The 26,496-nt window shown below is 48.8% G+C and carries 20 protein-coding genes; 10 read left to right on the forward strand and 10 right to left on the reverse strand.

Annotation, left to right across the window (positions count from 1 at the left end):
* Positions 1 to 10: 10 nt before the first annotated feature.
* A complete protein-coding gene (locus tag ACINK7_RS05225; RefSeq protein ID WP_404360243.1) occupies positions 11 to 1,309 on the forward strand; it encodes an adenylosuccinate synthase in 1,299 nt (432 codons plus the stop codon).
* Positions 1,310 to 1,587: 278 nt separating this feature from the next.
* Here the strand turns inward: ACINK7_RS05225 and ACINK7_RS05230 are convergent, their stop codons facing one another.
* Positions 1,588 to 2,157, reverse strand: coding sequence for a YbhB/YbcL family Raf kinase inhibitor-like protein (locus ACINK7_RS05230; protein WP_404360244.1), 570 nt, complete (start codon positions 2,155 to 2,157; stop codon positions 1,588 to 1,590).
* Positions 2,158 to 3,303: 1,146 nt separating this feature from the next.
* Here ACINK7_RS05230 and ACINK7_RS05235 point away from each other — a divergent pair.
* Positions 3,304 to 3,795: a PD-(D/E)XK nuclease family transposase gene (locus tag ACINK7_RS05235; protein WP_404360246.1), complete on the forward strand. Its 492-nt coding sequence runs from the start codon at positions 3,304 to 3,306 to the stop codon at positions 3,793 to 3,795.
* A 426-nt stretch (positions 3,796 to 4,221) separates the two neighbouring features.
* Here the strand turns inward: ACINK7_RS05235 and ettA are convergent, their stop codons facing one another.
* Together ettA and ACINK7_RS05245 are read right to left on the reverse strand one after the other, a co-directional pair.
* The gene (gene ettA, locus ACINK7_RS05240; RefSeq protein WP_404360248.1) at positions 4,222 to 5,886 is read right to left on the reverse strand and encodes an energy-dependent translational throttle protein EttA; all 1,665 of its coding nucleotides are present in this window, start codon (positions 5,884 to 5,886) and stop codon (positions 4,222 to 4,224) included.
* A 219-nt stretch (positions 5,887 to 6,105) separates the two neighbouring features.
* Positions 6,106 to 6,579 carry an SRPBCC family protein gene (locus ACINK7_RS05245; protein WP_404360249.1) on the reverse strand — a complete coding sequence of 158 codons (474 nt, stop codon included), beginning with the start codon at positions 6,577 to 6,579 and terminating at the stop codon, positions 6,106 to 6,108.
* A gap of 152 nt (positions 6,580 to 6,731) precedes the next feature.
* Between ACINK7_RS05245 and ACINK7_RS05250 the strand changes: the two genes are divergently transcribed.
* From ACINK7_RS05250 to fae, 5 genes are all read left to right on the forward strand, one after another.
* Positions 6,732 to 8,051, forward strand: a complete 1,320-nt coding sequence (locus tag ACINK7_RS05250; protein WP_404360250.1) for a sensor histidine kinase — start codon at positions 6,732 to 6,734, stop codon at positions 8,049 to 8,051.
* A complete protein-coding gene (locus ACINK7_RS05255; RefSeq protein WP_341327802.1) occupies positions 8,048 to 8,692 on the forward strand; it encodes a response regulator transcription factor in 645 nt (214 codons plus the stop codon). The genes ACINK7_RS05250 and ACINK7_RS05255 overlap by 4 nt, the downstream gene beginning before the upstream one ends.
* Positions 8,693 to 9,056: 364 nt before the next feature.
* Positions 9,057 to 9,731 carry a transaldolase family protein gene (locus ACINK7_RS05260; protein WP_404360251.1) on the forward strand — a complete coding sequence of 225 codons (675 nt, stop codon included), beginning with the start codon at positions 9,057 to 9,059 and terminating at the stop codon, positions 9,729 to 9,731.
* Positions 9,732 to 10,012: 281 nt separating this feature from the next.
* On the forward strand, positions 10,013 to 10,891 hold the full coding sequence (locus tag ACINK7_RS05265; protein WP_404360252.1) for a fructosamine kinase family protein: 879 nt from the start codon (positions 10,013 to 10,015) through the stop codon (positions 10,889 to 10,891).
* 307 nt (positions 10,892 to 11,198) lie between these two features.
* Positions 11,199 to 11,708 carry a formaldehyde-activating enzyme gene (gene fae, locus ACINK7_RS05270; RefSeq protein ID WP_404360253.1) on the forward strand — a complete coding sequence of 170 codons (510 nt, stop codon included), beginning with the start codon at positions 11,199 to 11,201 and terminating at the stop codon, positions 11,706 to 11,708.
* Between the two features lie 307 nt (positions 11,709 to 12,015).
* Here fae and ACINK7_RS05275 read toward each other — a convergent pair whose 3' ends face one another.
* From ACINK7_RS05275 to glnK, 7 genes are all read right to left on the reverse strand, one after another.
* Positions 12,016 to 12,570 (reverse strand): hypothetical protein, encoded by a 555-nt coding sequence (locus ACINK7_RS05275; protein ID WP_341327806.1) that lies wholly within the window; start codon positions 12,568 to 12,570, stop codon positions 12,016 to 12,018.
* Positions 12,554 to 13,180 carry a hypothetical protein gene (locus ACINK7_RS05280; RefSeq protein WP_404360255.1) on the reverse strand — a complete coding sequence of 209 codons (627 nt, stop codon included), beginning with the start codon at positions 13,178 to 13,180 and terminating at the stop codon, positions 12,554 to 12,556. The genes ACINK7_RS05275 and ACINK7_RS05280 overlap by 17 nt, the downstream gene beginning before the upstream one ends.
* A gap of 454 nt (positions 13,181 to 13,634) precedes the next feature.
* Complete coding sequence (locus ACINK7_RS05285) at positions 13,635 to 17,141, reverse strand: DUF748 domain-containing protein (RefSeq protein ID WP_404360256.1); 3,507 nt, start codon at positions 17,139 to 17,141, stop codon at positions 13,635 to 13,637.
* A 195-nt stretch (positions 17,142 to 17,336) separates the two neighbouring features.
* Positions 17,337 to 18,629, reverse strand: coding sequence for an ammonium transporter (locus tag ACINK7_RS05290; RefSeq protein WP_404360257.1), 1,293 nt, complete (start codon positions 18,627 to 18,629; stop codon positions 17,337 to 17,339).
* A 284-nt stretch (positions 18,630 to 18,913) separates the two neighbouring features.
* A complete protein-coding gene (locus ACINK7_RS05295) occupies positions 18,914 to 19,252 on the reverse strand; it encodes a P-II family nitrogen regulator (protein WP_014147352.1) in 339 nt (112 codons plus the stop codon).
* Between the two features lie 177 nt (positions 19,253 to 19,429).
* Positions 19,430 to 20,686, reverse strand: coding sequence for an ammonium transporter (locus tag ACINK7_RS05300; protein WP_404360259.1), 1,257 nt, complete (start codon positions 20,684 to 20,686; stop codon positions 19,430 to 19,432).
* Between the two features lie 23 nt (positions 20,687 to 20,709).
* Positions 20,710 to 21,048 (reverse strand): P-II family nitrogen regulator, encoded by a 339-nt coding sequence (gene glnK, locus ACINK7_RS05305; RefSeq protein WP_014147354.1) that lies wholly within the window; start codon positions 21,046 to 21,048, stop codon positions 20,710 to 20,712.
* 531 nt (positions 21,049 to 21,579) lie between these two features.
* On the opposite strand from glnK, the gene glnA reads away from it, so the two are divergent.
* From glnA to ntrC, 3 genes are all read left to right on the forward strand, one after another.
* The gene (glnA, locus tag ACINK7_RS05310) at positions 21,580 to 22,989 is read left to right on the forward strand and encodes a glutamate--ammonia ligase (protein ID WP_404360260.1); all 1,410 of its coding nucleotides are present in this window, start codon (positions 21,580 to 21,582) and stop codon (positions 22,987 to 22,989) included.
* Positions 22,990 to 23,839: 850 nt separating this feature from the next.
* The gene (gene glnL / locus ACINK7_RS05315) at positions 23,840 to 24,889 is read left to right on the forward strand and encodes a nitrogen regulation protein NR(II) (protein WP_404360261.1); all 1,050 of its coding nucleotides are present in this window, start codon (positions 23,840 to 23,842) and stop codon (positions 24,887 to 24,889) included.
* Complete coding sequence (gene ntrC / locus ACINK7_RS05320) at positions 24,882 to 26,291, forward strand: nitrogen regulation protein NR(I) (protein ID WP_404360262.1); 1,410 nt, start codon at positions 24,882 to 24,884, stop codon at positions 26,289 to 26,291. Before glnL ends, ntrC begins: the two co-directional genes overlap by 8 nt.
* The last annotated feature ends 205 nt before the right edge of the window (positions 26,292 to 26,496 follow it).

Genomic DNA, 26,496 nt, shown 5'->3' on the forward strand with positions numbered 1-26,496 from the left:
TGGAATCATCATGGGAAAAAATGTTGTAGTTATCGGCACTCAATGGGGTGACGAAGGAAAGGGTAAACTGGTCGATTTGTTAACCAATCAAGCGGATGCGGTCGTCCGTTTTCAAGGAGGCCACAACGCGGGCCATACCTTGGTCATTCAAGGCCAGAAAACCGTATTGCATCTGATACCGTCCGGTATTCTGCGAAAAGACGTGCAATGCATGATCGGTAACGGCGTGGTATTGGCGCCGAATGCGCTGCTGGAAGAGATTGAAATTCTCGAGAAAGCCGGCATTTCGGTCAAGGATCGCTTATTGATTAGCGAAGCCTGTGCGTTGATCCTGCCGATTCATGTCGCGATCGATCAGGCCCGCGAACTGGCGCGCGGAAACAAGGCCATCGGCACGACCGGGCGCGGCATCGGACCGGCTTATGAAGACAAAGTCGCGCGAAGAGGTTTGCGCGCCGGTGACCTATTCGATGTCGGCAGCTTCAGCGACAAACTAAAAGAGTTGCTGGATTATCACAACTTCATGCTGACAAATTATTATAAAGTCGATGCGGTCGATTTTAACCAAGCACTCGACGAAGTTCTGGCTCAAGGCGAACAACTCAAGCCGATGTTGGCCGATGTCGGCGACGTCCTCTCAAAGTATCAAAACGTTGGTAAAAAAATATTGTTCGAAGGCGCACAAGGCGCATTGCTCGACATTGACCATGGAACCTATCCCTATGTGACATCGTCGAATACGACGGCCGGTGGCGCCTCGACCGGAACCGGCGTCGGTCCGTTGAATCTCGATTATGTATTGGGTATTACCAAGGCTTATTCGACACGGGTCGGCAACGGTCCTTTCCCAACCGAATTAATGAACGATGTCGGCGAGCATCTCGGGGTGAAAGGTCATGAGTTCGGCGCGACGACCGGACGCAAACGCCGAACCGGTTGGTTTGATGCGGTATCGATGCGCAAATCTGCGCAATTGAACAGTTTGACAGGCATTTGCCTGACTAAGCTCGACGTGCTCGACGGCCTCGAAAAAATCGGCATTTGTACTGCTTACAAATTGGATGGCGAAGTCACCGAAACCGCTCCGTTAGGCGCCGACCGTTATCAGGCTTGCGAAGCGATCATCGAGGAAATGCCGGGCTGGAGCGAAAGCACCGAAGGTGTGACCGAATACGATAAGCTTCCCGAAAACGCGAAAGCCTATATCAAACGCATTGAAGAATTGGTCGGCGTCAAAGTAGCGATCCTCTCGACCGGTCCCGACCGCGACGAAACCATCATGCTCGAGCATCCGTTCAGCATCGATTGACACAAAGCTCCACACAGAAACGTCCGGTTTATGCCGGGCGTTTCCGATGATTCCATCGGCAAGACTGAGCGCCCCCCTGCTCATTTACTCCCTATATATCCATCGTAGATCAAAATTCGGCACCGGGGTGCCTCCTAAGGCACTGCCGAAATTTGAAGTGCGAAAGGTATATTCAAAAATTAGCTATAACATTAGGATTCGGTCATAAATAACTTCCCTCGACAAAGCTCATAACTCCAGGAAGTTATTTTTCACGAAATCCTTAGCTAATTTTATAGCTAACGTTCGTAAGTTCCCACCCATTCGGCCTTGTCGAGAATATGTCCTTGCATCGCCTGTTCAAGTTCGGCTTTGGTTGGCTCATTGAGGTCAGGTAGCTCGATATCTAAGGCATAGAGTTTATGAAAATAACGATGCCGGCCGATCGGCGGGCACGGGCCCCCATAGCCGGTTTTTTTCCAATCGTTCTTGCCTTGCAAGGTTCCTTCGGGCAACGCATCGACGCTAACGCCTTGCGGAAGTTCCAATGCTGTGGATGGGATGTTGTAGAGCACCCAATGCACCCAGGTCATTTTCGGCGCCTTCGGGTCCGGTGCGTCGGGGTCGTCGATGATCAGCGCCAGTGTTTTGGTGTTTGCCGGTATTCCGGACCAAGTTAATGCCGGAGAAACATCGTCTCCGTCACAGGTAAAAGTTTTGGCAATCGGACCGTGTTCATTGAAATCGGGTGATTGAAGTTTAAAGTTCATGGTTTGGGCTCCTTCGGCGGCGAGATCGGAAATACTAGCGGCAAGTAAGCTCGATAGAAAAAGCAAGCGTAATGATGCGGGAATATATTGTTTATGCATCGCGAATCTCCTTGTTATGTGGAATTCTTAACGCCGAACATAAACCGCCGGCTCGAGTCTGGCAAGCTTTTCGTTAACTCGGAGCCTGTCAAGGTTTTTCGATTGCAAAAAAATTAAAAAATGACTTGACCGTTACCGGCTTATACACACCAAGCGCATTATGCGATTTCCGGACCTAAAATCATAAATCAATGACTTACAGAAACCCGTATTGTTTCGTAAGTTATTGATTTAATGAAAATATACAGGCTGTATAAAAAATGATCAATTTAACAAAACTGTAATAATTACGGGGCATCGAAGTATTCATCATCAAGATACACACAGAGTTATCCACAGGTTTTGTGGGTAACTGGAATTAACTAATCAACAGTGAGGCTTAGCCGATTTTCGTGAAATGATTTTAAGAATCGCGCGTAATTCGTCATTATCCTAAAAAGAGCAGTTGGCATGTGTTGTAGGTCGTTCGTGCTGAGCCAAGTCGAAGCATGAAGGGTCTACAACACTTTCACCGACCTGGTGAAGCCTCAAACTACCGTTCACCCTTCGACAGGGCTCTCCTGAGCGTAGCCGAAGGGGCTCGCCTGAGCGTAGCCGAAGGGCTCAGGGCGAGATAGTTTGAGACGCTCAAATGATCTTTTTAGGTTAAAAGCTTGCCATTCATGGCACTGAGTTCCGCCAGTCCATGGCGGAATGACGGGCTCCCCTTAACTTAATGGTAGTGATGGAGGGCCGAGGGGGATGAGGAAAGGTATTTTTAATGCGTTTGCCTTGAGTTTAAGCACCTTTATCATAGAGTAAGCTAGATACAGTCGGCGAAAATCAGAGGACGATGTCGGGTTCGTCTAAAGCATGAAAAAACCGAACAATAGGTATGCTAAACTTCACCATAACAACTCGCATAAAGCTCAAACCGTGCCATGAAAGAAAAATATATCAACCTATTTACCGACTTCGGTTTCAAAAAAGCGTTTGGAAGAGGCCGGTAAAGAGCACTTGATCAGCTTTTTAAATACCCTGCTGCCGGAAAAGCACCAAATCCATGAGTTGCAATTCAATCAAAATGAGCGCCAGGGTGCGACGGCTTAAGACCGCAAAGCGATTTTCGACCTAAGCTGTATCAGCTCGGCCGGCGAATACTTCATCGTGGAATTGCAAAAGGCTAAGCAGAATTTCTTTAAAGATCGTAGCGTATTTTATTCCACGTTTCCGATTCAACAGCAAGCCGAGCGAGGTGACTGGAATTTTAAGCTGGCTGCGTTTTATGCGATCGGCATCCTGGATTTTGTCTTTGATGAAGACGAAAGCCAAGGCCGTCACGAAGTCGTGCATCGGGTTCAATTGAAAAGCCAGCACCATCAGGTTTTTTACGACAAATTAACCTTTATTTATTTAACGCTACCCAATTTCACCAAAACCGAGGATGAACTGGACGAAATTCCACCAAGGCTGCGCGAAAGGGTCTTTCTGAGTCTATTCGAAAAAGCCCGGCTAGATGAAAAACGCAACTTAGCGATCAGAATGATCCGCCGGGAGATGAGCGATGAATACATAGTCGAACTGACTGGGCTCAGCATGGATGTTATTGCCGAAATACGTGCTAACTTTGCGCATTTCATTTCAGATGAACCCTTATAAAAGTCGTGGTCAAGCGCATTAAAATAACTACCCATTAATAAGTAAAAGGATCGGGTTCTGAGGTATCCCCTCAAAACGCTCGTTCCCATGCTCTGCGCTCATCGTTATACATAAGTCAAAAATTACTGTTTTGCAATCTTAGCTAATGAGGCTTCGATACCATTTTTTGTCGCCCAACGTTCCCGACTTCGAAATCGCGATCTGGGGATCGCTCCCACAGAGCATCCGCCCCCCTGTGGGAGCGACGCCTTCGTCGCGATTTCGAAGCCACTGATGTTCAATATCCGCAGATTTATCAAACAGCACCGTTTCCAGGTATACGACGAACTCTGTTTAGCAAGTTTACCGATACTTGTGTATAACGGCGAGCGCAGAGCATGGGAAATATATACTCGGCGCTGCCGTTTGCTATCTTTATCGGGCCGATTAAGTCAATTTCTTGTATTTGATCCGGTGCGGATTGTCGGCATCGGTGCCTAAACGGCGATGGCGGTCGGCTTCGTAATCGGCGTAATTGCCTTCGAACCAGACCACTTGGCTGTCGCCTTCGAAGGCCAGCATGTGTGTCGCGATCCGGTCTAGGAACCACCTGTCATGCGAAATGACCACGGCGCAGCCGGGGAAGGCCAGGAGCGCTTCTTCAAGTGCGCGCAGGGTTTCCACGTCGAGATCGTTAGTTGGTTCGTCGAGCAGCAAGACGTTGCCGCCGCTTTTCAATAGCTTGGCCAGGTGCACGCGGTTGCGTTCGCCGCCGGACAAATCGCCGATGCGTTTTTGTTGGTCGCCGCCTTTGAAGTTGAAGCGGCCGACATAGGCGCGCGATGGCGTTTCGTATTTACCGACCGTGATGATGTCGAGGCCGTCCGAAATTTCTTCCCAAACCGTTTTGTTCGGGTCTAGGTTGTCGCGCATTTGATCGACATAGGCCAGTTGTACGGTTTGACCGATTGTTACGGTGCCGGAGTCGGGTTGTTCAAATCCGGCCATCATACGGAACAGCGTCGTTTTACCGGCGCCGTTCGGGCCGATGATTCCGACAATCCCGCCCGGCGGGAGTTTGAAGCTCAAGTCGTTAATCAGTAATCTATCGTCGAATCCCTTGTTGATGTTATCGGCGTGAATCACGATATCGCCGAGGCGAGGGCCGGGTGGAATATAAATTTCTTGGGTTTCGTTACGTTTTTGCGCTTCTTGCGAAGATAGTTCTTCAAAGCGCGCCAAGCGAGCCTTGCTTTTCGCATGGCGGCCTTTCGGGTTGGAACGTACCCATTCCAATTCGGCCTTCATCGATTTCATTCGGGAAGATTCCTGGCGTTCTTCCAGTTCCAAACGTTTTTCTTTTTGTTCGAGCCAGCTCGAATAATTGCCTTCCCAAGGGATGCCTTGTCCGCGATCCAGTTCCAAAATCCAACCGGCGACGTTGTCGAGGAAGTAACGGTCATGCGTGACCGCGACGACGGTGCCGGAGTAATCGTGTAGAAAGCGTTCCAGCCATGCGACCGATTCGGCATCCAAGTGGTTGGTCGGTTCGTCGAGCAGCAGCATGTCGGGGTTGGATAGCAACAGTCGGCATAATGCGACGCGGCGTTTTTCACCGCCCGATAGTTTCGTGACATCGGCGTCCCAATCCGGCAGGCGTAGCGCATCGGCAGCGATTTCCAGCTTACGGTCTAGTTCCCAAGCACCGGCCGCTTCGATTTTATCTTGGAGTTCGGCTTGTTCGGCCAGCAGGGCATCGAAGTCGGCATCGGGGTCGGCAAAGGCGTTGCTGACTTCGTCGAATCGGGTCAGTATCGCTTTGATTTCCGCTACGGCTTCTTCGACGTTGCCGCGCACGGTTTTGTTAGGGTCGAGTTGCGGTTCTTGTGGTAAGTAACCGATATGAATGCCTTTTTGCGGGATCGCTTCGCCTTCAATATCTTTGTCGATTCCCGCCATGATGCGTAATAGCGTCGATTTGCCCGAGCCGTTCAAGCCCAGCACCCCGATTTTGGCGCCGGGGAAGAAGGATAGCGAAATATCCTTTAGGATATATTTTTTGGGCGGGACAATTTTGCCTACCCGGTTCATTGAATATATGTATTGAGCCATTTTGTGATGGATTTCCGGTGTGTGAGTGGAATGTAAGTATTCAGCCCCGCTGGCAAATTACTGCAATTCAGGTGTAATTGTTAGCCTCCCCCTTGAAAAAGGGGGATTGAGGGGATTTATTTAAATAATCTCCCCTAGCCCCTCTTTTTCAAAGAGGGTGGACTGAATACTTACGAAGGGACTGAACAATTACAATGGAATTGGTCGTTCCTTATTATTTCACGTTATCGATGAATTTTTAAGTGTCGTTAAATAGACTAATCCACGTTCGCCTTCCTTCATGACTTGTGCATGGTTCCATTCGAATATCGGCCGGCAAAGAAAGGCAAAGCGGTTCATCCACGGTTTGCAGGTTGCGACGTGCCAATCGAATTCGAGCCGAGTCGACTCGGCATTGCCCGAAACTCGGCAATGTCCCGATCCAACCAAGTCGCCTTGAACCTTCACCGCGAGGTAGCGATGCTCAATGGCGCGCGTAACGGTCAATTCAATGACTAATCGGTAGGGCAGACGTGTTTTCCAATAAATGCGCCGTTTATTATTGGGAATCTTCGATGCGCCGGACGAGATGTTTTCGACCGAATCGACATATCTCCACCAATCCGGCCAAGTTTCGGGGCGGATCAGATAGAACCACACCGTTTCGATAGGCGACGGAATGAGCCAAGTGGTGCTTAATGAAAAGTCGGGCATAATGACAAGCTCCGGTGCCGCATTTTGGTCTACGATCGGTATAATCTCTGATGCTGGATGGATTTAGAATAAACTGAAAAAATGAAATTTTCCTATAGTGTAACGGGTTATACGACTTGATAATGATATGTTTTAACCCAGTTTCGGCCAACATGAGCTTACGTTTCCAACTAATTGTCAGAATTTTGTTTTTATTCGTCTGTATTTTGATACTGGGCGGTTCGATCGCGATTTGGCGGGCTCGGGAGGCGGTCACTGAAGAAGTCGGCTCTTCTCTAAACCTGGCATTGCAATTGGTTAAATTCGGATTTTCGAAACCGGCCTCCGCAACCATGAAGGAGTCGGATTGGATTTATTGGCTTAGCGCTTTACGAGAAACACGCCATTTGGATATCCGCGTTCAGCAACCGACCGGTGAAACGATTCAAGTGACCCGTTCGCTGCAAAGTGAAGACCAGCCCGACATGCCTCCGGGTTGGTTTGTAAGTTTGGTTACCGCCGATTATGCCGAAACGCACTATCCAATCGTGATGGCCGACGGCAAGGCATTGATGCTGATTATTCAGCCGAATCCGATGGATGAGACTGTCGAGGTTTGGCATGAAACGGTCGCTTTTTTTATTACCCTGTGCTTATTGATTATATTGATCTTTTTGGCGGTACACCAAACCTTGCATAAAACCCTGCGATTTATCGATACGATCGTCGACGGTGTCAGGCGTATCGAAACCGGACAGTATCGGGAAGTGTTGCCGAGGTTTTCGATTCAGGAATACGATAGTATCGCCGGGGCGATTAATCATATGGCCGGTGTGCTCGATAAGACTCGTGAGGAAAATCGCGCCTTAACCAAGCATTCGTTGAAAATTCAGGAAGAGGAGCGCCGGCGTTTATCGCAGGAATTACATGACGAATTGGGTCAATCGTTGACGGCAATCAAGGTCATGGCGGTCACTGCTGCGCATGAAAAAGCCGATACCCGTCAAATTACAGAGTCGATCAGCCATATCTGCGATCATTTGATGGCTATCGTACGCTCGATGATGCATCAATTGCATCCATTGATTTTGACCGAATTAGGCTTGAAAGCCACGCTCGAAGATATGGTCAACCATTGGTCGGAAAGAAACCCTTGGCTGAATTTGACCATTGAGTGTCCGGACGAGTTGGATTCGCTTGATCAAAATGTTGCGATACAGATATTTCGTGTCATTCAGGAATGTTTGACCAACACAATCCGTCACGCCGAGGCCAAACACGTTAAAATAGTACTGGAAATTTTAGGCGAAAATCGTGATTGTTTGCATTTGGAGGTGGCCGATGACGGGCGCGGTTGCGATATCAATCGGATATCGTCAGGATTCGGGCTCAGAGGCATTCAAGAAAGGATTAAGTCGCTCGATGGCGAGCTGAGCGTCCGCTCGCAACCCGGTCAGGGCATGGCAGTTAGCGCAACGATACCTATTCTATGAAAAGTAAAATCAAAATTATTTTAGTCGACGATCATGCGGTTGTGCGCGCGGGGTTTCGAATGTTGCTCGGGACGCGGGATACGATCGAAATCGTTGCCGAGGCCGATCGAGGGGAGCAGGCGATTCAATTGATGCAGGAACATGCAGTCGATGTCGCCGTGATGGATCTATCGATGCCCGGCCTAGGCGGACTGGAGACGATACGGCGTATTTGTCAACGCGATAGTAAGGCTAAGATTTTGGTGTTTAGCGTGCATGATGAACAGGTCTATGTTAATCGAGCCATTGCGGCCGGAGCCAAAGGCTATATCAGTAAAAACAGTGCGGCGGCCAATCTTGCGATGGCAATAGAGCATATCGCAAATGGCGAAATTTACATCGAAGATGGTCTGCTCAAGGATCAAACCGGAAAGTCGGATGTGATGGATTACCATGCAATTATCGAGGCGTTTTCGGCCCGGGAATTCGATGTATTCCGCTTACTTGCGAAAGGCATGACGGTACACAAAGTTTCCGAAGAGCTTTGTTTGGGCTACAAAACGGTCGCCAATTACGGCACGCAAATTAGAAATAAGCTCAAAGTTTCGACGCTGGCGGAACTGGCGCACATCGCGGTGATTTTGGGCTTGATGAAAAATTGAGCGGTTTGAGTTTCCTCGTTCCCACCGCTCTCCAGCAAGGGGCAGGATGCTCTGTGGGAGCGATCCCCTGATCGCGATTTCGAAGTCGGGGACGTTAGGTAACCATATAATGGTATCGAAGTCACATTGGCTAAGAAGGCAAAACGGTATTTACGATTTACTCATTCCTATCGCTCCAGCGTGGGAATGTATACCGATCTTGCCTCGGCAGCCAAGGTATGGGCTTTCGCTCTTTTCCAAGCAAGAGCTTGGGAAACAGCAGGGGAGCAATGGATCAACCCCAATCCCCAAAGCTGAGCTATCCCCGAGCTATTTAATTTAACGACTGCCGAGCAGTCATTTTTTCAACCCGATTTTTAAATTTATGTTCGAACTCTATCTCGATAGCGCCGATACCGTGCAAATTGCTCGCTTTCATGACTGCTTGCCGGTCAAGGGCGTGACGACTAATCCATCGATCCTTGCCAAGTCCGGGGTCGGTTTAAATCAATTATTATTGAATTTGGCCGAATTGATAGGTCCCGAAGCTCGTTATCATGTTCAGGTCGTCAGTTCGACCGTCGACGGTATGGTCGAGGAAGCGAAACGCTTACAGGATTTACCTTACGATATTGTCGTGAAAGTGCCGGCCAACGAAACCGGTTTAGCCGCAATCAAAAAAATCAAAGCCGATGAGATAGCGGTTCTGGCCACGGCTATCTATAGCGTCCAGCAAGGCTTTTTAGCGGCTTTGTGCGGAGCGGATTATCTGGCGCCCTATGTCAATAGAATCGATGCGATGGGCGAGAATGGGCCGCAAGTGGTTGCCGATTTACAAAATTTGCTCGATCGCCAAAAATTGTCGTGTAAATTGTTGCCGGCTAGTTTCAAGAACACTCGGCAAGTACTCGATGTGTTAAGTGCGGGGGTGAGCGCTATTACTCTGCCGATCGAGATTGCCGAACAAATGCTGGGGCATCCGGCGGTGAGTCCCGCAGTCGCGCAATTCGATGTGGATTGGAGGAATGCATTCGGCAATCAACTGTCGTTTGAAAGTTGACGCATGAATCCGGCGTTATGCGCGCACGTTGACGTTGTTCTATTTTATTTTCTTGGCAGGACGGGGTTTGTAACCCATACGCATCAAGCAAAAAACTTCCGCTCTTTCCCAAGCTTCTGACGCCGTAGATGGGTTTCGCTCCGCTCTACTCATCCTACCTTAGCAGCCTATCAAACTTTCAGCGCCGTAGGATGGGTTAAATAAACCGTTCCGCAGAGGCGTTGCGATCGGTAACATCTTTGGTTCTGCAATTCAATCAAATCGGAGAGACGACAATGACGATGAATTGGCAAGCAATCGCCGAGCAAATCGAACAGGCGACCGGGCGGCCTTTTTCGGTAACGGAAGCCCGTCCGGTCGGCGGCGGCGATATCAATGAAGCTTACCGTTTGAGGAGTGAAGAACGAACTTATTTCGTAAAATTGAATCGTCCGGCTTCGGTCGATATGTTTGAGGCCGAAGCCGAAGGCTTAAGAGAAATAGCTGGCACGCGGACGATAAGGGTGCCCGAACCGGTCGTGTGCGGGCAAACCGAGCAGCGGTCGTTTTTGGTTTTAGAACATATCGAGTTCGCTTCTTCGAATTCTCGTTCCGAGCGCCAATTAGGGCGGCAATTAGCGTTACTGCATAGTGCGGAGCGGCCTTATTTCGGATGGCATCGAGACAATACGATCGGGAGTACGCCACAACCGAACGGCCGTTACGACGATTGGCCGGGGTTCTGGCGCGAGCAGCGTTTGGGCTTTCAGTTACGATTGGCGGCGAAAAACGGTTATCGAGGCCGGTTGCAAAGCCAAGGCGAGCGACTTTTGGCGGATATGGATGCCTTGTTTGACAATTACCGAACTAAGCCGTCTTTGTTGCATGGCGACTTATGGGGCGGAAATGCCGCTGTCGAGGCCGGCGGGGCGCCGGTAATTTTCGATCCGGCCTGTTATTACGGGGACAGCGAGGCAGACTTGGCGATGACCGAGCTTTTCGGCGGGTTTAGCCGGGATTTTTATGCGGCTTATCATGAGGTTTTGCCGGAAGATCCGGGTTATAGGGTTCGAAAGACTTTTTATAATCTTTATCATATTTTGAATCATCTTAATTTATTCGGTTCGGGTTACTTGAGCCGCGCCGAAGCGATGATCGGGCAAACATTGGCCGAAATTTAAGGTCGTTTAGGCTAAAAACTCCATGAAAATAGCGTAGGTCGGGTTAGCGCTAGCGTGACCCGACCTAACCGGCTGAGAGTTTGGACGTTGCCCGTATGCAGCGTCAGCGGAATACGGGACATTCGTGGCCTCGCCCATCCCGGATTGCGTTACGCTCCATCCGGGCTGCTGTGCTAAAAATTCCATGAAAGGTGCCTGAAAGGAATCGGCATTACAATGTCCCACAACTTAAACGGAATATGCCGTATTAGGTTTCAGCTTAATTTTCAAACTCTGTTCATCTTTATTTTTTAAGGAGTCAACAAGCATGGCAAAAATCAGTAATTTACGCGTAGGCGAATCATTGGTAGGCGACGGCAACGAAGTCGCACACATCGATCTGATTATCGGCCCACGCGGTTCGGCTGCCGAAACCGCTTTCGCAAACTGCCTGACAAACAACAAAGACGGTTTCTCCAGCTTGCTTGCTGTTGTTGCCCCTAACTTGATGGTAAAACCTGCGACCGTAATGTTCAATAAGGTCACGATCAAAGGTTCCAAGCAAGCCGTCCAAATGTTCGGACCCGCTCAGCGCGGCGTGGCGATGGCGGTTGCTGATTCGGTCGAAAGCGGCATTATTCCTGCCGACGAAGCCGACAATCTGTTTATTTCGGTAGGTGTTTTTATCCACTGGATGGCTGAAGACGACGCCAAAATTCAACAATACAACTACGAAGCGACTAAAGAAGCAATCGAGCGTGCCGTTGCCGGTTCTCCAACCGCTCAGGAAGTGGTTTCGGGCAAAGCGACTGCGACGCATCCATTTGCGGCAAATTAAGGAAAAAGTTGACCGTTTCCGGCCGGGATGGCGGGACAAATCGACAGGATAGCCGGTTTGCATTGACTCGAAGGATAATGTGAAGGATCCACATAGTAAGATTCGATGCCATGGATGGCTCCCCCTCTCTTAATCCACTACCATTAAGTTAAGCCGTCACAGAATAAGTCATGCCGGCATTTGAGCTCGATGTGCTTCAAAAGCCTGCCATCCATGGCGGAATGACGGGTTTCCTTAACTTAATGGCAGTATCCTCCTCGCAATCCAAACGATAAAAGACGAGAACTGCCCGATATTCGGTTAAGTTTTAGTGTTTCGGTAATGTAATCCCGCCTTCCTCGACGATTAGCGCTTTTTTCAACATGTCGCTGGCCGACGGGTATTTTTCGTAAATGTCTCCGATCGTTTTGTAGTAAGCAATCGTATCGAATGGCTGCTTGGCTTGCTGTTCGGTGATGTCTGCCAGTATGGCGCCGAATTCCGGCGTTGTGGTAACGACGCGCAAGCCTTTGACGATGCTTGTGGCCGAATCAACTAATACCAGATTGAAAGGCAGATAGCCCGGGCCGGTTGCGACAGTTTCATCGCCGGCTAAGTGAATTGTGAAGGCTAGGTCCGACCATTCCAGAAAATTATCGATCTTAAACAAAAAAAACAGCGCATCGTTCTCGGTAAACAGGCCGAACGAACACGAGCCATTCAAAAAGGCATCGATTTGTTGTCGATTCAGCGAAAAATTAAAGGTCAGCACCGGGGTGCCGTTGACCAGAATTACGCTCATGCCTTCGTCAGGTAAATTGTGATCGAATCGTTCGCCGACCGTTAATTTCATAATATCCGACATATCAGGATTTCCGAGCATGCGTGTAGAGGTTATTGAATAGGCGGATTGCAACCAGAATCAGCGCTTGCGTGATTTGTGTGGCAGGTACCCGGCTTGGGTTTTCCGAGGCATAATCATCGACTGCTGCGTTCATAAATGCAATGAGCCCGGATTGCGGAGTTTCATCGTGTGTTCTTGAAATCATTCTTTGTTGCAACGAGTTCCGGATTTTTTCGTCCATGTCTTGATTTTTCTTCACGGCTTGCAATTCGGTATCGAGTAGCATCGCTTGTTTTTGAAGCCAATCGATATCGAGTTCGTTTTGCGCGGGCAGTGGGCCGAAGGCTTTTTGAAATACGCAGAGCAAGTCGAAGCACAAATCCATGAATAAATGCGCCATGTCTTGATTCTGCTCGGCAATGATGCCGGGAAAAATACCGAACAGCATCTGCGCGAGCATAGTCTGGTCGGTTTGGAAGTCGGCCATGATTCCTCTGCCGGTTGTCTCGTCGATGCTTTTGGCGTATTCGAGGGCTTGATAAAGCTCTCGGTCTGTCAGTGCTTGCATGATTTTTTCCGATAATGAAGTTTGTTGCGGAATGATATCATTTTGATGCGAGGCAATAAAAATGCGCAGAGTTCTTGGCATTTATTCGGCGCTAAATCTTACTGTGAAAGTTCGTAGATTTAGACCAATTATCTAATTTTTCGATATACAAATCTCCGTCCTGGCAATTCCGGTTCCGAAGAGGGTGCGGTTGCTCGATCGACAGGCGTCGGCGGCAGGGCAGATTTTTGCTCCTGCAAAATCTGCATTCACGCCGTCCTTGGCTTTCGAGCCGCCGTCGAGCCTACATGGACGTATTCACCCAGCACCTAAATTCCATAGATCATTGGCTATGGTAAACTATCTTAGGTAATTTAGGTGCTGGGTTCACGGCGTCCTGTCGGGCGAGTGACCGCACCCTCCCCACCAGAGAACTTTCATTTGCCAGGGCGATGGCTAGGCCTTCATGAACGTTACTTAGGATTTCTGACAAATAAACCTAAAAAGAGCAGTTGACGCGTTTTTTCCTTTGTAGGGCGGATTATTTTTCGTTCGCTTACTGCGTACCCAAACTCAGCGTCGCAGTGATGCCTGGCTCTTTCCTAACCGGATTCAGTTCTGTCGCGAGTAGGAATATCCGGTTTCCGGGGATACCGCCTTCGGCAATCAGGTAGTTTTGTATTGCTCCGGCACGGCGTACTGCTAAGTCGTTTAGTCGTTGTTGATCGGGTTCCAAGGTCGCCTCGAGCGTTTTCCGAGCGATCTCATAAAAGTCGCCTTGTTCGGGATTTTTCAATCTCGGTCTGCCGAAGAGCGTGTAGTCGGCCAGCATCGGAAATTTTTCGATGAAAAGTTGTGCCAGCAAACGCTGTTCCTCGTCTTCGGATAGCGTGACATATTCCGCGCGGATTCTTCTACCTTCCGCTCTGAGTTCTTTCGCTCTCATTGATTTCAGTTGATCGTTAAGCGCTTCCGAGCGCAGCGCTGGCCAGTCCAGAGCCTCGAAAGCGGCGCCTTTGATTTCCAATCTGAGGGCTAGTCTGTCTTTCAATGCCTTGGCCAATGCGTCGAGCTTGGCTTTTTCGGTCTCTGTGATTTTGGTGCTGCCCGGTTCGAAAGTGATAGCGCTTAAATCCTGTTCCGCGTCGAACATCGATGCGATGGCTCTGAACGGTGATGTGGCGATGTTTCTTATGAGGTTGCCGAGCGCTCTCATCACTAACGAGCCGACGCTGAATTCCGGATCATCGAGACTTCCGGTAATAGGTAAGTCGATATTGATTTGCCCTTTGGAGTCTTTCAACAATGCGATCGCTAAATTCAACGGTAGCGATACCGCATCGGGGTTTTCGACTCTCTCGCCGAGCGTGAATTGATCGATGAACAGATTGTTCTGTGCGTTGAGTTTGCCTTGGTCGATCGTGTATTTGAGATCCAGCGACATTTGACCTCTTTCGATTTTATAACCGGCAAATTGAGCCATGTAGGGCGTGACTAGCGGCAACGGCATGTCCTTGAAGTTGAGTTCGATCGCTGAATCGCCGCTGTCCATTTGATAATTGCCGGCAATTCCGACACTGGCCAAATCATAAACCTTGCCTTGCAGCGACAGCTCGGCGGTAGCGTCGGGCTGGGACGAAATGCCGGACAAGACGCCATTAAGATTATTCATTTGTGTGACGAAAGGCAGTATCAGCGAGTAGTCGGCGAAGTCGGACAAGCCTCTTTTGACTTCGATTCGGCCGATATGGTAATGGATTGGGCTGTCGGATTCGGATTCGGTTTCGGGCTGTCCGGTTTCCGGCGTTTCGGTCGCTAAGACGATATCGTTGAAGTTCGTCGTTCCGTCTTTTTTGATCAATACGCGAATGTAAGGCCGATCGAAGCGGATGTCTTCAAAAATGAACCGGTTAGCCGCTAGGTCAATCGAAATACTGCCGAGATCAAGCTTGAGCCATTTGACGAAGTCCCGGCGTTGAACTTGATCGCGAGTTAACAGCCTGTCTATATGAGCATCGCCTTGAAATTTCAAGTCCAGCTCGTCCTGTTCATCGATTGCCAATAAAGCCTGACCTTGAGCGGAAAAATCGCCTTCTATGAGGTCCAAACGAACATGACTTTCCAAGTAGGGTTGGAAGGTTTTTAGCGCGATCGCATCGACTTTGAGTTCGAGGTCGGCCCATAGCGGGGTAGGGGCTAATCGACCTTCGATGTTGATCGAGCCGGTTTCATTGACTTTCGTGTGTAAACGAACCGGTGATTTTTGATCGGTTTGATCCGTTAGGTGCTCGATGCCGACGGTAAGTTCGGACAAAGTGATAGGAGCCGGTGTTTTTTGAGTTTTGTCGGTAAACGCGATTTGATAGCCATCGATAGTAAAAGAGTCTAGTGCGAAGCGCCAGGGTTTATTATCGGGTGCCGGTATCGGATCGGTTTTTTCGGTGCTTTCGTCACCGAATAGAGCTAAATAGTTGAATTGACCGTCCGGATTAAGCCAGGTTTTCAGCTTCGCGCCTTTCGATGTCAGCGACGCGATATGGATGCGCTGTTTGGTGGTATCGGCCTTAATGCCGCTAGCTGCTATTGCCGGAATGTTGATGAGTTCGATATCTTGCCCGTCAGCCCCGAATTGGAGTTCGCTAAGATCTATTTTACCTTTTTCGATTTGAACGGCCATGTCAGGAGCTATCGTTACATCGGCTGCAATCGTTAAACGGCTCAATTCGGCTTCGAGCATTTCGGTATGCGGCTTGAAGGCCATTTTTAGTTTGTTGAGATCGAATCGGCTTTGATCTATATTCAGTTTGAGACCTTGTTCATTGCTTTCGGCTGTATAGACGGCATCGAAAGCCATTTTATGCGCTGATAGTTCCGGGATGTCGGCGGAAGGCTTGGAAGGTTTCAGGTTGAATGTGTCGAGTGTCAGTTTAGCGGTATCGGTGTTGACTTTTAATTCACCATTGGCTGTTGTCAGTGTGAAGTTAGTGCCTAATCCGACGGATTTAACGCTAATATCGGCTCTTTGTCCCGGTTCCGTGGGGATATTTAGGCTGAGATTATCGACGCTGAGTTGGTTCGGTGTCGTAGTCTTGAGCGTTATCTCGTCATTGGACATCGTCAGCTCGTAATTAGCATCGAACTTGAGTGATTTAGCCTCGATATCGGAGTTTTGGCCGGGTTCTGCGGCGATTTTGAGTTTGAGATTATCGGCGCCGAACCGGATGGGTTTGATTGCTGCGGTTATACCGTCCTCTTCGGTATTCAACGTATAGTCGAACGAAAGATTCAGTTCGCCGTCGTCGATTTTGATATCGTCGATTTCCTGTAAAAAAAGCTGTCCGATTCGAGTTAATCCGACTTTTTCCAATTTAATCGAGCCTTGCGATTGTAGGGGCTTGAGTGTGATCGAGCCTTGCCAATCGAGCGTAGTACTCGAGTCCGAAATAAAAGAAAATTGCAGCGGGGCAGGTTCGGAATCGACCGAATTGAGTTCGCTCAGCGATAGGTTAATTGAGCCGAAAGTTTCTTTTTGCGGTTCGGCCAGTTGAAGATCGTCCCAAAGGACAGATCCTTCCAAAACGGCTAGGCCGCGGAGTCGGAACGCAAATATTCCGGTATCTTCTTCAATAGGTTGTTCTTCCGGGTCCGCTTCGGTCAAATCAGCGAAATTGAATATGTCTTCAGAGTCTTTGGCGATTCTGACGAAGGGTTCGGTCAAGGAAACTTTCTCGATGATAGGCTTAAAATGCGTAATTGAATCGAAGCCAGCGATATCGATATAAAGGTCTTTGAATGACGCGAATGTTTGTCCGTCGGTTTCTTTCAATTCGAAGCCGTTGACAGCCATTTCCAGCGTGAATGGATTGATCGATAGTTTTTCGACAGCGGCCTCGCGTCCGATTTCCTGGTGGATGATTTTAGGGATTTGGTTTTTCAGAACGGCCGGCACGATCCAAAAGCCGGCGAGGGCATACAATGCAAATAAGATCGAAAGGCCTGCAATGGTTTTGGTCCGGTTTCGTAATCCATTTTGTATCCGTTCTAATAAAACAGCGGTATTCATTCGGCCTCCGCGTCGCCATGAAAAATATAGTGGTGGTCGTTATTTTATACCTCAAAAGAGGATTGGGGGGAGGAATATAGTGAAAGAGGAAAGAGGAAATTAGGACTTGACAAATGGAAGGGGAATCGCATCAGCTCACTGCTCACCGCCATAATGCGGATGGACGAAACCGTCCATCCTTTCCGGTAGGGAAGATTAGGTTAGATTGTGGTAACCGGTTTCTTCGTGGGTTGCGATATCCAGGCCTTGTTGTTCCTGGTCTTTGGTGACTCTTAAACCGATCAGTAGATCCAGGACTTTCAAGATCAAATAACTAAAAAAACCGCTCCAGAGAATCGTGACGCCGACCGCCAGCGCTTGCACGCCGACTTGATCCATGATCGAAACGCCTTCGTCCAAACCCAATCCGCCTAAACTGGTGGCAGCGAAAACGCCGGTCAAAAGGGATCCGACGATGCCGCCGACGCCATGAACAGGAAATACGTCGAGCGAGTCGTCGATTTTCAGCTTTCGCTTCATGAATTGAGTGGCGACAAAGCAGAGAGCGCCTGCAGTAACGCCTATCACCAATGCGCCTGCGGGACCGACGAAGCCGGAAGCCGGCGTTATGGTGCCGAGGCCTGCGACCATACCGGTCACGATGCCCAATGCGCTGGGTTTGCCGAATTTGATCCATTCGATGAACATCCATGTTAAAGAGCCGGCTGCCGCACCGGTGTGCGTTACCAGGATCGCCATGCCGGCTGAACCGTCGGCGGTCAACGCACTGCCGCCATTGAAGCCGAACCAGCCTACCCACAGCATGCCGGCGCCGGTTAGCACCATCGTCATGTTATGAGGCGGCATCGCAGTAGTCGGGAAACCTCTTCGATTACCGAGAACCAAGGCCGATACTAGGGCCGCAACGCCGGCATTGACATGAATCACAATGCCGCCGGCGAAATCCATGACGCCCAAGTCGGCGAGCCAGCCGCCGCCCCAGATCCAATGACATATCGGCACATAAACCAGCAGCAACCACAAGGAGCTGAACCAGAGAATGGCTGAAAATTTCATGCGCTCTGCGAAACCACCGACGATCAATGCCGGCGTAATGATTGCAAAAGTCATTTGAAACATAAAGAAGACGGTCTCCGGTATGTCGCCGATTAGAGAATCCGTGACCAGGCTGGGCACGAAAAACTTATGGGTGCCGCCCAGGACTTGTTGCAAATCTCCGCCGTCGTCGAAAATCAGGCTATATACGCCTGCAAGCCATAGCAGCGAAACGATGCAGGTGATTGCGAAACATTGCGTTAGCACCGATAGCACGTTTTTGCTTCTGACGAGTCCGCCATAGAACAGGGAAAGCCCGGGCAGAGTCATGAAGAGCACTAATGCGGTGGAGGTTAATACCCATGCGGTATTGCTTTGATTGAGTTCGCCTGCCGCGGCAAGTTGCGGTAGGCCGAACAGTAAAATGGAACTGTTCAGTTTGTTAAGGGTCATGCTGTCCTCGTTAATTATTATAAGTTTTTAGTGGACGCGCGCGGAATTGTCGGTACCGGGAATAAATCATATCCAGGTACCGAATAGTTTGAGGCTTGCTCGTGAGCTTAACCCAGTCTTAACTAATGTGGTGCCTATGGTCTAAAATATTGAGCTATATAAGTTAAAAAATCATGCCGATTTTTACCCAGCTTTTACAAAGAAGGCTGGGTTGATATTGTCGTGCATAATGTTTATTTTATTTAACTTTCAATGTTTTATAATAGGCATCTCTTAAAGCAGGGTTAAATGGCGTCGCTGCCGGTTTCACCGGTTCGGATGCGAATCACTTGCTCCAGACTTGTCACAAAAATCTTGCCGTCACCTATCTTCCCGGTATTAGCGGCTTTGACAATGGTTTCAATGGCCTGATCCAGAATTTCATCGGAAACGGCAATTTCCAATTTCACTTTGGGCAAAAAGTCCACGACATATTCCGCGCCGCGATAAAGTTCGGTATGCCCTTTTTGGCGCCCGAATCCTTTGACTTCGGTGGCAGTAACTCCCGCAACGCCGATTTCCGATAAGGCTTCTCTGACGTCATCCATTTTGAATGGTTTGATAATCGCTGTAATTAATTTCATATTGATCTTCCAGAGTGGTTAAGTTGCTATCGTATCCCTTTCGGGGTTCGGTTTAAGCCGCAATCATAGTTAAATATCCTAATAGTTACAATTTCATAAGGCTTAATCCGATGCGGGGCGTTACTTTTTCCGAAAAAAACGGGCGCATTGCGCGCCCGTTATTACTAGGCTAACGTGTTAGCGTTTGCTGCCTTCAGTCGTAAACTCGGGGTAAGCTTCCATGCCGCACTCGGAGAAATCGACGCCTTTGTATTCTTCTTCTTCGCTGACGCGGATGCCCATCGCTAGCTTGATTAAGTACCAAGTCAGTAGGCTGCTGAAGAAAACGAATCCGAATATTGTTACGATGCCGATCAATTGGGCTGAAAAGCTGGCTTCTTCATTGGAGAAACAGACTGCGATCAACCCCCACATGCCGACGACGCCATGGACCGAAATCGCGCCAACCGGGTCGTCGATTTTGAGTTTATCCCAAGCCAGGATCGAGAAAACGACGATGACTCCTCCGACTGCACCGATGACAGTGGCCAATAATGGCGATGGCGTCAACGGCTCAGCGGTGATTGCAACCAATCCTGCCAAAGCGCCGTTCAGCGTCATCGAAAGATCGGCCTTGCCGAACATGAAGTGTGCGGTTAATAAGGCGGCAACAAGTCCTCCGGCAGCCGCCGTGTTGGTATTGACGAATACCATGGCAACCGAGTTGGCTTCGCCGATGTCCGAAATTTTTAATTCAGAACCACCATTAAATCCGAACCAACCCATCCAAAGAATGAAGGTTCCAAGAGTTGCCAGCGGCATGTTACAGCCTGGAATTGGGTTGATCGAGCCGTCCGCTCCATATTTTCCTTTACGTGCACCGAGTAATAATACTCCCGCCAATGCCGCGCTCGCGCCACACATGTGAACCACGCCGGAACCGGCAAAATCGAGAAAGCCCAGGCCATCGAGAAAGCCAGCACCCCATTTCCAATAACCTTGCAGCGGGTAGATGAAGCCGGTCATTACGATTGCGAATGCCAAGAATGACCACAGTTTCATGCGTTCGGCAACGGCGCCGGAGACGATTGACATTGCCGTGGCTACAAACACGACTTGAAAGAAAAAGTCGGCCATTTTCGAGTAATAGGTTTCTCCTCCGCTGCTCATTACGGCCTCGGTCGTATGGTCATCACCGAGCAGGAAGCTGATGCCGGGCCATACGCTGTTGACCGCTTCATCAGGGTACATGATGTTGTAACCGACCAGCATGTACATGATGCAGGCGATAGCAAACAAGGCGATGTTTTTGGTTAAAATTTCGGTGGTGTTTTTGGCTCTGACCAAACCGGCCTCGAGCATCGCAAACCCGGCCGCCATCCACATGACCAGTGCGCCGCTCATCAAAAAATAAAATGTATCGAGCGCGTAACTTAATTCAACTAATTTATCCACTTTCGATCTCCTCGTTAACGATGTTATAGAGCTTCTTCGCCGGTTTCACCGGTTCGGATGCGGACGACTTGCTCGAGATTGCTGACAAAAATTTTGCCGTCGCCAATCTTGCCGGTATTGGCTGCTTTGGAAATGGCTTCTACAGCCGCTTCGAGCTGGTCGTCGCCGATGGCTACCTCGACCTTGGCCTTTGGTAGAAAGTCCACGACATATTCCGCGCCGCGATACAATTCCGTATGGCCTTTTTGGCGGCCAAAACCTTTAACTTCCGTTACGGTGACTCCTGAAACCCCTATTTCGGATAACGCTTCGCGTACATCGTCCAGCTTAAAGGGCTTAACAATTGCTGTTATTAATTTCATATCTCTATGCCTCTTGTTAAGTTACGAACTCGAATTTGTTTAAAGCACGGAGCGTGCCATAAAAGCCAAGGATGTTATTAACCCAAGATTTGGGCATTTGCCTTAACAGGAGTTATTGTTTTGTGTCAATGTGGTGCAACTTGCTTTAAACTGTGCACCATAATGATGCTGAGAAGGGAGGGCGATCGATGAGTGACGTTGTTTTTATAATTGAGATCAATCAGTTGCTTATATGGCATGTGACGTGCTTAAAAATAGTGTGTAGCGATTTCGAAAGCCGGTTTCATTTATTTCCAGCAATCGTTTTGAGGTCCAGCAAACCTCCTGCCGTTATTTGAAGAAGTTATTTCATGCTCGTTAACATGGAGCAAAAGGTTCCTTTTTGATTTGCTCGTCGATCAATGACCGGTTATTGGGGAGAGGCTATAAAACTTTTCCGGGCGGCTATATTGCAACTCAAAATAATGATATCGTTATCGCGAAATATTCTTAGCAATTTATATATAACAATCAACCTAGGAGACAACTTACATGTCTGTAGAAAATGTACTTAAAATGATTCAGGAGCACGATGTTAAATTTGTCGACTTTCGCTTTTGTGATACGCGCGGCAAAGAACAGCATGTGACTTTTCCTGCTCATGATGTGGATGAAGACCTCTTTGAAGAAGGCAAGATGTTCGATGGTTCCTCGGTTGCGGGCTGGAAAGGCATTAACGAGTCGGACATGATTCTGATGCCCGATCCAAGCACGGCAGTGATGGATCCGTTTTATGACGATAACACGCTGATTCTACGTTGCGATATCATCGAGCCGAACGACATGCAGGGCTACGAACGCGATCCGCGTTCTATCGCGAAACGCGCAGAAGCTTATCTGGCGAGTACCGGTATAGGTGATGCGGCTTTCTTCGGTCCTGAAAACGAATTTTTCGTGTTTGACGATGTGCGTTGGTCGTCCGATATTTCAGGCGCTTCATACAAGATTGATTCTTCCGAGGCCGGTTGGAATTCCGAAAAAGCTTATGAAGATGGAAACATGGGTCATCGTCCAAGCGTGAAAGGCGGTTATTTCCCTGTTCCTCCGGTCGATTCTTTGCAGGATATGCGTTCTGCGATGTGTTTGATTCTCGAAGAAATGGGCATGGTTACCGAAGTGCATCATCACGAGGTCGCAACAGCCGGTCAATGCGAGATCGGTGTTAAATTCGGTACTTTGGTTAAAAAAGCCGACGAAGTGCTGGATTTAAAATATGTCGTAACCAATATTGCGCATGCTTACGGTAAAACCGCGACATTCATGCCGAAACCTCTGGTAGGCGATAACGGTAGCGGTATGCATGTTCATCAATCCTTGGCCAAAAATGGTGTCAATCTATTTACCGGCGACTTATACGGTGGCTTGTCGGAAACCGCGTTGTACTACATCGGCGGCATTATCAAGCACGCCAAAGCATTGAACGCATTTACCAATGCCTCGACGAACAGCTACAAACGCTTAGTTCCAGGTTTCGAAGCTCCGGTAATGTTGGCGTACTCTGCGCGTAACCGCTCCGCTTCGATACGTATCCCTTTTGTCAGCAATCCGAAAGGCCGCCGTATCGAGGTGCGCTTCCCTGATTCGACTGCAAATCCTTATTTAGCGTTCTCTGCAATGCTAATGGCGGGTTTGGACGGTATTCAAAACAAAATTCATCCAGGCGATGCGATGGATAAAGATTTGTACGATTTACCGCCGGAAGAAGAAAAAGCGATTCCGCAAGTTTGCCATGCCTTCGATCAAGCTTTACAAGCATTGGATAGCGACCGCGAATTCTTGAAACAAGGCGGCGTGTTTACTGATGACGCCATCGACGGTTATATTGCGTTGAAAATGGAAGAGGTGACCCGTCTGCGGATGAGCACGCACCCGGTTGAATTCGATATGTATTACAGTCTGTAATACAGAATCGAAAATATAACTATAAAACGCCCCATTATGGGGCGTTTTTTGTTTGGGCGCACCAAAAATGCCGGTCAATGGTTTTCGCTAATCTCGTTTTGCACCGGAAATGATGGGGTAAGGTGAAAGATGAAAGATGAAAGATGAAAGATGAAAGGGGCGTGGGTAGGGAATCAACTGCCATTAAGTTAAGGGTAACCCGTCATTCCACCATGAGCTGGCGACCGTTCTGGTTTCTGTGGTCCTCCGTGGGGACTCATACCGTAGCTGCCGAGGCAAGATCGGTATGCATTCCCACGCTGGAGTGTCACTGCCATTAAGTTAAGGGAAACCCGTCATTCCGCCATGGACTGGCGGAATCCAGTGCCATGGATGGCAAGCTTTTGAGGCACATTAGAGCCTGAATGCAAGCATTACTTATCTCTGTGACGGCTTAACTTAATGGCAGTGACGCTGGAGCGTGGGAACGAGGAAAGGGTGAAAGATGAAAGGGGCGTGGGTAGGGAATCAACTGCCATTAAAAGTTAAGGGTAACTCGTCATTGCGCCATGGACTGGCGGAATCTAACGCCACTGATGGCGGCTATTCTGGTTCCCTCGATCCTCCGTGGGGACTTATACCGTAACTGCCGAGGCAAGATCGGTATGCATTCCCACTCGGGAGCGTGGGAATGAGGAATAAATCGTCATCCCCCGCGTGAGTGCCCATCACAAGATATGGTCTTAGATTCGTCGATTATCTATCTAAGTTCTTTGGTCTAATATTTGCTTAAATATCAGTAAAGTATTCGTTTTCCCTGTATATAGTTTTCTTCCTTGATTAACCGATAAGCTCATGACTTTAAAAAACCGTGTATAAAAAGATTCTCGAACACTTAAATGAAGCGGTTTTGCTATTCGATCGGCAGCTTAAACTGACTTACATCAATACCGCCGGTGAGATTCTCTTCGCCGATAGTGCTCGACATTTGTTGGGTAATAGTGCCATAGAGTTATTCAAGACGATCGATTCGGAGCAAAGGTTGGATCTGGAGCAATGCCTGCGTATGGATGAGCCCTTAGTCGATCGTGAATTGACTCTGGATATCATGAATCAGAGCATTACGGTCAATTTTAGTGCGACGCCTGTGATCAATGATGATCAGGTTACGGAGGTTATTGTCGAATTGCAGCAATTGGATAGGCATTTACGCATTTCTAAGGAAGAACAACTGATTGCTCAGCAAACAACCGTTCGGATGTTGGTTAGAGGTTTGGCTCATGAAATCAAAAACCCTCTTGGAGGGTTAAGAGGTGCGGCGCAGTTGCTGGATCTTGAATTGGATGATCCTGAGCTTAAGGAATACACTCAAATCATTATTGCCGAGTCGGACCGGTTGCAAGGTTTAATGGATAAAATGCTCGGGCCTAATAAGCTACCGAATAAAGCGCTATTAAATATTCATGAAGTTGTCGAGCGGGTTAGGCAATTGGTGCTTATTGAAGCGAACGGAAAACTGAGCGTTATTCAGGATTACGATCCTAGTATTCCGGATGTTTTTGCTGATAAAAATCAATTAATTCAAGCGGTATTGAATATTGTCCGAAATGCCGTACAGGCGATGGAAGGCAGCGGAATACTGACTTTAAAAACCAGAGTCTGCCGACAAATGACGATCGGTCGCAAGAGAAACAAACTGGCTGCGAGAATCGATATTATCGATACCGGTCCCGGAATCGATAAAGAGATGATGAGCAAGGTCTTTTATCCGATGATTACCGGTCGGGCCAGTGGTACAGGGCTGGGATTGTCCATCGCACAGTCTTTGATCAATCAACATGACGGCATGATCGAATGCGATAGTCAGCCCGGTCGTACCGTATTTTCTATTTATTTACCCCTGGAGAATCACCATGAGTAATTCGGGCATGGTTTGGGTCGTCGACGACGATAAATCCATCCGCTGGGTATTAGAAAAAGCCCTGCAAAAAGCCGCGATCGAAACCCGTTCGTTCACAAACGGTAATGTGTTGCTCGAGTCTTTAAAATCCGAGGAACCGGACGCGTTGATCACCGATATTCGCATGCCCGGCATCGATGGCCTGCAGTTGTTGAAGAGCGTGCAAAGTAGTCATCCGGATTTGCCGGTCATTGTGATGACCGCACATTCCGATTTGGAGAGTGCGGTATCGGCATTTCATGGCGGGGCCTTCGAATATTTGCCCAAGCCGTTTGATATAAAAGAAGTCGTTGAGGTCGTTCGCCGCGCATGCGAGCATTCCAAGCAGCGACAGGAATCAATACAGAACAACCATGTTGTTGAATCGACCCCGGAAATTATCGGTGCCGCACCGGCGATGCAAGAAGTATTTAGAGCGATAGGTCGATTGGCCCGGTCCCACATTACGGTGATGATCAATGGCGAGTCCGGAACCGGTAAGGAATTGGTGGCCAAGGCTTTACATCGTCATAGTCCAAGAGCGAGTAATCCGTTTATTGCGTTGAATATGGCCGCGATCCCTAAGGATTTGATGGAATCCGAATTATTCGGACATGAAAAAGGTGCGTTTACCGGTGCTCAAGCGCGAAGGTCGGGGCGATTCGAACAAGCCAATCACGGAACGCTGTTTCTGGACGAAATCGGCGATATGCCCGCCGAACTGCAAACGCGCTTGCTGAGAGTGCTGGCGGACGGAGAATTTTATCCGGTCGGTGCGCATTCATCGGTTAAGGTCGATGTTCGGATCATTGCCGCGACACACCAAAATCTTGAAGCCTTGGTCGCTCAAGGCCGGTTTCGCGAGGATTTATTTCACCGCTTGAATGTTATTCGTATTCATATCCCGCCGCTTCGCGATCGCCGAGAAGATATTCCGTTGCTAATGCAGTATTTTTTAAGTAAAGCCGCGGCCGAATTGAATACCGAATTAAAGGTGCTTAAGCCTGATGCCGAACAATTCTTGAAGGCTCTGGAATGGCCGGGTAATGTACGCCAGCTCGAGAATCTGTGTCGTTGGCTGACCGTAATGGCTTCGGGTCGGGAAATTCATAAGAATGAATTGCCGCCGGAATTGCTGCATAGTCGGGAGGAGTCGGGCGGGGCGGATGAGAATTGGCAAGGGGTATTGAAGAAAAATATCGAGTACCAATTGCATAAGGGCGATCATGAGATTGCCAAACATACGATACCGGTAGTCGAAGCCATTTTGATTAAGTCGGCATTAGATTTTACCGGCGGAAAACGTCACGAAGCGGCTAAGCTTTTGGGTTACGGGAGGAATACGCTGACTCGTAAAATCAAAGAGTTGGAAATCGAAGAATAATCGGTAATCTGATTATGTAGAGCAGGCTCGCTAACCTGCGTGTTCTAGCTTGGGAATGCCGAAACCGGAAGCTTTATATCTGGTAAGGACGTAGCCCGTATGCAGCGCTAGCGGAATACGCGAAATTCGCGGCCTCGCCCATCCCGGATTGCGCTGTGCTCCATCCGGGCTACGGTGCTGTTTTTATACCTTTCGTACTTCAAAT

This window comes from Methylotuvimicrobium sp. KM1, from assembly GCF_044788715.1.
Classification (GTDB): domain Bacteria; phylum Pseudomonadota; class Gammaproteobacteria; order Methylococcales; family Methylomonadaceae; genus Methylotuvimicrobium.

What these genes read in the sequence shown, in the direction of transcription:
- ACINK7_RS05225 (WP_404360243.1), top strand. Translation starts at nt 11, where the DNA reads ATGGGAAAAAATGTTGTAGTTATCGGCACTCAATGGGGTGACGAAGGA.
- ACINK7_RS05230 (WP_404360244.1), bottom strand. Translation starts at nt 2,157, where the DNA reads ATGCATAAACAATATATTCCCGCATCATTACGCTTGCTTTTTCTATCG.
- ettA (WP_404360248.1), bottom strand. Translation starts at nt 5,886, where the DNA reads ATGGCTCAATACATATATTCAATGAACCGGGTAGGCAAAATTGTCCCG.
- ACINK7_RS05245 (WP_404360249.1), bottom strand. Translation starts at nt 6,579, where the DNA reads ATGCCCGACTTTTCATTAAGCACCACTTGGCTCATTCCGTCGCCTATC.
- ACINK7_RS05250 (WP_404360250.1), top strand. Translation starts at nt 6,732, where the DNA reads ATGAGCTTACGTTTCCAACTAATTGTCAGAATTTTGTTTTTATTCGTC.
- ACINK7_RS05255 (WP_341327802.1), top strand. Translation starts at nt 8,048, where the DNA reads ATGAAAAGTAAAATCAAAATTATTTTAGTCGACGATCATGCGGTTGTG.
- ACINK7_RS05260 (WP_404360251.1), top strand. Translation starts at nt 9,057, where the DNA reads ATGTTCGAACTCTATCTCGATAGCGCCGATACCGTGCAAATTGCTCGC.
- ACINK7_RS05265 (WP_404360252.1), top strand. Translation starts at nt 10,013, where the DNA reads ATGAATTGGCAAGCAATCGCCGAGCAAATCGAACAGGCGACCGGGCGG.
- fae (WP_404360253.1), top strand. Translation starts at nt 11,199, where the DNA reads ATGGCAAAAATCAGTAATTTACGCGTAGGCGAATCATTGGTAGGCGAC.
- ACINK7_RS05275 (WP_341327806.1), bottom strand. Translation starts at nt 12,570, where the DNA reads ATGCTCGGAAATCCTGATATGTCGGATATTATGAAATTAACGGTCGGC.
- ACINK7_RS05280 (WP_404360255.1), bottom strand. Translation starts at nt 13,180, where the DNA reads ATGCCAAGAACTCTGCGCATTTTTATTGCCTCGCATCAAAATGATATC.
- ACINK7_RS05285 (WP_404360256.1), bottom strand. Translation starts at nt 17,141, where the DNA reads ATGAATACCGCTGTTTTATTAGAACGGATACAAAATGGATTACGAAAC.
- ACINK7_RS05290 (WP_404360257.1), bottom strand. Translation starts at nt 18,629, where the DNA reads ATGACCCTTAACAAACTGAACAGTTCCATTTTACTGTTCGGCCTACCG.
- ACINK7_RS05295 (WP_014147352.1), bottom strand. Translation starts at nt 19,252, where the DNA reads ATGAAATTAATTACAGCGATTATCAAACCATTCAAAATGGATGACGTC.
- glnK (WP_014147354.1), bottom strand. Translation starts at nt 21,048, where the DNA reads ATGAAATTAATAACAGCAATTGTTAAGCCCTTTAAGCTGGACGATGTA.
- glnA (WP_404360260.1), top strand. Translation starts at nt 21,580, where the DNA reads ATGTCTGTAGAAAATGTACTTAAAATGATTCAGGAGCACGATGTTAAA.
- ntrC (WP_404360262.1), top strand. Translation starts at nt 24,882, where the DNA reads ATGAGTAATTCGGGCATGGTTTGGGTCGTCGACGACGATAAATCCATC.